The 3,989-nt window shown below is 67.6% G+C and carries 3 protein-coding genes; all 3 read right to left on the bottom strand.

Going from position 1 to position 3,989, the window contains the following annotated elements:
• The coding region (locus tag MJ797_RS17470; RefSeq protein WP_239336197.1) for a DUF2334 domain-containing protein at positions 1-1,789 on the bottom strand (1,789 nt) is incomplete at its 3' end.
• 5 nt (positions 1,790-1,794) lie between these two features.
• Positions 1,795-3,042, bottom strand: a complete 1,248-nt coding sequence (wecB, locus tag MJ797_RS17465) for a non-hydrolyzing UDP-N-acetylglucosamine 2-epimerase (RefSeq protein ID WP_239336194.1) — start codon at positions 3,040-3,042, stop codon at positions 1,795-1,797.
• Between the two features lie 93 nt (positions 3,043-3,135).
• Positions 3,136-3,927, bottom strand: a complete 792-nt coding sequence (locus tag MJ797_RS17460) for a family 16 glycoside hydrolase (RefSeq protein ID WP_239336191.1) — start codon at positions 3,925-3,927, stop codon at positions 3,136-3,138.
• Between the last annotated feature and the right edge of the window lie 62 nt (positions 3,928-3,989).

Here is a 3,989-nt window from a genome sequence, read left to right as displayed (position 1 = left end):
ACACGCCCCCCGCCGCGACGAAGGTGTAGCCGAGCTTCTTGATCCCCGAGACGGTGTCACGCAGGTACGACGTCCCGAGGTAGGGGTGGTAGAAGAAACTTGCGAACCCGTCCCGGACCACGAGGTTCCGCCTGGCCGAGTCGATCAGATCGGCTGGCAGCCGAGCCGGGTGGTTGTTGAACGGCTCCGGCTCGATGTTCCCGATGTTCTCCGGAATGACGTAGGTGCCGTACACGTCCGTGACGGGGTAGGGGAAGAACTGCCCGCTGAAGGTACCGCTGTCAATGGTTCCCCCGGCAAGCTGGTTCCGGAAGTACAGCGCGCGTTCGTACCGTTTGGGGAATCTGGCGACCACGGCCCGGTAGTCGGCTGCCGATCCCGCGTAGTGCGGGAACTCGAACGTCGTCGGCGCGGGCAGGCCCGCTGCGGTGAAAGCGGTGGCCGCGCTGTTGATGCGCCCGGCCGCCCAGGCCTGGCTGTCCTCGGGCACCGGGCCGTCGTAGACAACATTGTTCAGGGCGTCGATGTGGGCCCGGAAGAACTCGAAGTCGTCGGCGCTGACGCCCGAGTACGGATTCGCCACGTTCGAGTACTGATGGGTGTACCCGTGCATCAGCAGTGTCCCGCCCTTGCTCACCATGTATGTGAGCGCGCTGACCACGGCCGGCTCGTTCGCCAGGGTGATGTCGACCGGAGTGCCGTTGTTGTAGACGCCGTTGGGGTCCCGGTAACGGGGGTAGACCGCCACGGAGAACGGCACCTTGACCGACGACAGGTAGTCGGCTATCGAGCGCAGTTCGGCCGGATCCGCATCCGGGCCGACGTCCTCGATCCGGACGAGGGCACGGTGACGGGTCTGCGTGGCCGGCGCGAGCGCGTCGAAGAGAACGTCCGACAGCGCCAGATAGCGGTCGGTCATATCCGCGTAGGAATAGGGGATCTCACCGATGTAGGTGAGGTTGTTCGATCGCAGCGCCCAGGGGAATGTTGTCCCGTCGGCCCGGACAGCCTGGGCGAGCACCGTCGCCTTGGTGGTGTCCACGGTGGCGTAGTTCATGATTCCGCTGCCGTTGGCGGCGTACCGGGTCAGACTCGTGTTCTTGTAACGGACCTCCGCGACGGAGGAAACGTCGAACTGGGACCAGTTCCAGCCATAGGTGGCGGTGAAGGCCGGTGACTGCGCGGTGAGCTGCCAGATGTTGTCGTACATCCACACCACTGGCCGGGTGCCGGCCAGCACGTCGGTGAGGAACGCGGTGGGCACCTGCTCGTCGTAGGTGGAGCCGATGTAGACGACGGCGGCGTAGCCCGCCATCTCACCAGCCGTATAGGCGGCCACCGGATGCGCCCGCCAGGTGCCGAAGTGGGAGACGAGGTTCGCCGTCTGGATGGCGTACTGCTCACCGAGCCAGCCCCACTGGCCCGTGGTGTCGTACAGGACGAGCGTTCCGGCGGGGGCTGTAGCCACGGTGGTGATGGCGGCGGCCCGGATCCGCGCCGCCGCGCCAGGGGCGCCGCTTGCCGGCTGGGTGGTCGACGCCGCACCGGTGCCGGGCGGCGGGACCGGCCGGGGCCCGCGTCGCGGGGGTGACACGGACGGTGGCGGCGGCGGGGCGACCAGCTTGCCGCCGGCCAGCGCCACAACGTCGCCGCCGTGCCGCGCCGACAGCCGCCTGGAGTGCGGCCGCTCGGCGTTTGCCGTCGTGGCCGTGCTGGTCAGCCCTACGACCAGCGCCAGCATGGCAAGTATGATCGATAGTACGACGCTGCGGGACCGACGAGTGCGCACCTGCATCAGTCCTTTCCCGCATGGATCCGGCCGGTGGTCCGCAGGCCGGCCGGTGGACCGAGCCTGGGTACGAACTCGTCGACCGGCGGACCGAAACCGAAATAGTGGGCCAGCGCGGCAACGGTGCGCCGCGCCGCGCCGCCGTCGCCGTACGGGTTCACCACTTCCGCCATTGCCGCGTACGCGGCCGGGTCGTCCAGGAGCCGGCCGACGCTGTCGACGATCCGCCGGGGATCGGTCCCGACCAGCGCGACCGTTCCGGCTTCGACGCCCTCGGGGCGCTCGGTGTTGTCCCGCATGACGAGCACCGGCTTGCCGAGGCTAGGCGCTTCTTCCTGCACTCCCCCACTGTCGGTGAGCACGATGGTGGCGCGGCTCATCAGGTGAGCGAAGGCCGCGTAGTCGGCCGGATCGGAGACGATCACGTTCGCCAGGCCACTGACGACGGGCATGATCGCCGACCGCACGGCCGGGTTGCGGTGGATGGGAAAGACAATCAGGAGATCCGGCCGTTGCGTCGCGAGCCGCGCGAGCGCCTGTCCGACGTTGCGCATCGGCTCGCCCCAGGACTCCCGCCGGTGAGCGGTGACCAGGAGCACCGGCCGGTCGCCGGACGTGCGGTGCGCTATCTCCGCCAGCAGCGGGCTTTCCGTCGGCATCGGCTCTTTGACAACCCAGAGCAGTGAGTCGATCACGGTGTTACCAATGACGAGTACCGTATCCGGCTTGACACCCTCGGCAATAAGATTGTCACGGCTTGTGATGGTGGGAGCCAGATGCAGGTCCGCGAGCTGGGTGGTGAGCCGACGGTTGATCTCTTCTGGGAACGGCGAGGTGGGGTCGTTGGTACGCAGCCCCGCTTCCAGGTGCGCGACGGGGACCCCGAGGTAAAAGGCGGCAAGCGCGCCCGTGAAGGTCGTGGTCGTGTCGCCCTGGACGATCACGATATCCGGTCGTACCTGCGCGATGGCGGCTTCCAGGCCGCCCAGCGACCGGGTGGTGACCCCGGCGAGTGTCTGGCCCTGCCGCAGGACGTCGAGATCGATGTCGGGAACGATGCCGAACAAGGTGTTGACCTGGTCGAGCATGCTCCGGTGCTGTCCGGTGACGGCGACGACCGGGTGAAAGTACGGCGAGGCCGCAAGCTCACGGACCACCGGTGCCATCTTGATTGCTTCCGGGCGGGTGCCATAGACCACCAGGACGGTACGGTGTGGCCCACTGCCGGGACGGGTCGATAACTTTCCGGCCATAACGTGTCCTTTCGTCGGTCCTTGTCCGTTTCGGGTCAGAGCTGACGTGATCGGCGGGGAGAGCACGGCGGAGAAAAGCAGCACGAGGGAAGATCATGAGCGCGGGCGAGGAGCGGGAGGAGCCGTGCTGACCGTGACCCGGCGGAACTCCACCTCGGAGTCCTCGCAGTACAGCCCCACGGCTCCGGCGAGATAAGGGCGCTCCGAGTCGGTCAGATCGGCGGTCGGTACGCCATCGACGGCAACGGTGATTGCGCCGCCGACCTGAATGATCTCGATCGCGTACCAGGTCGCGACGGTGGCATGCGGCATTTCGCCACTGGCGAGGAAGCGCTGCCCGCCGGGATAGGCGGGGTCCTGCTTCGTGAGTTCCCAACCGTTGGTTTTGAGGGTGAAAGCATAGAAATGACCCGTATCAGCGTAATGCCACAGCAGCCAGCCGACCTCCCAGGGATGCGGCCTAGGCGCACGCAGCTGGCGGAGGGTACGCAGCTGTGCGGTCACGCGGACGTCGGTGTCATGGTCCGCGCCGATCACAAGTGACGCGTGGGTGGTGCCGGGAGCCAGCGCCGGCTTCGGGGCAAGGGAGATCACCTGTTCACCGTCGACGTTCCCCGCGGTGGTCCTGCCATAGCCGTCGAAGACAGCCAGCCATCTGCCGTGGCGGCTGCCATCCACCCAGCGCGTCATCGCGTCGTCCTCCTGGAACAGGCGGGTCAGCCGCCACAGCCCGAGCAGACCGGCCACAAGGAGCAGGCTGGCCAGGACAATGAGAGTGAGGATGAGCAGCCGGCCGAACAGTCCGGATCCGGCGGGCTGCCCGCCCTGGCCGAGATCCGTGCCCTCGGGCGGCTCAGCGGACAGCAACGGCCACACCGGTCTCATCCATCAACCGTGACCGGCTCGCTGGCGTGGTCCCGCGATGCCACCACGTCGGCGCCAGCGGT

The organism is Protofrankia sp. CiP3 (genome assembly GCF_917627345.1).
Taxonomy (GTDB): Bacteria; Actinomycetota; Actinomycetes; order Frankiales; family Frankiaceae; genus Protofrankia.
This window is presented reverse-complemented; position numbering and strand designations above follow the sequence as displayed.

Bases quoted from the DNA above. Each gene is read 5' to 3' on its own strand.
- wecB (WP_239336194.1), bottom strand. From the start codon at position 3,042: ATGGCCGGAAAGTTATCGACCCGTCCCGGCAGTGGGCCACACCGTACC.
- MJ797_RS17460 (WP_239336191.1), bottom strand. From the start codon at position 3,927: ATGAGACCGGTGTGGCCGTTGCTGTCCGCTGAGCCGCCCGAGGGCACG.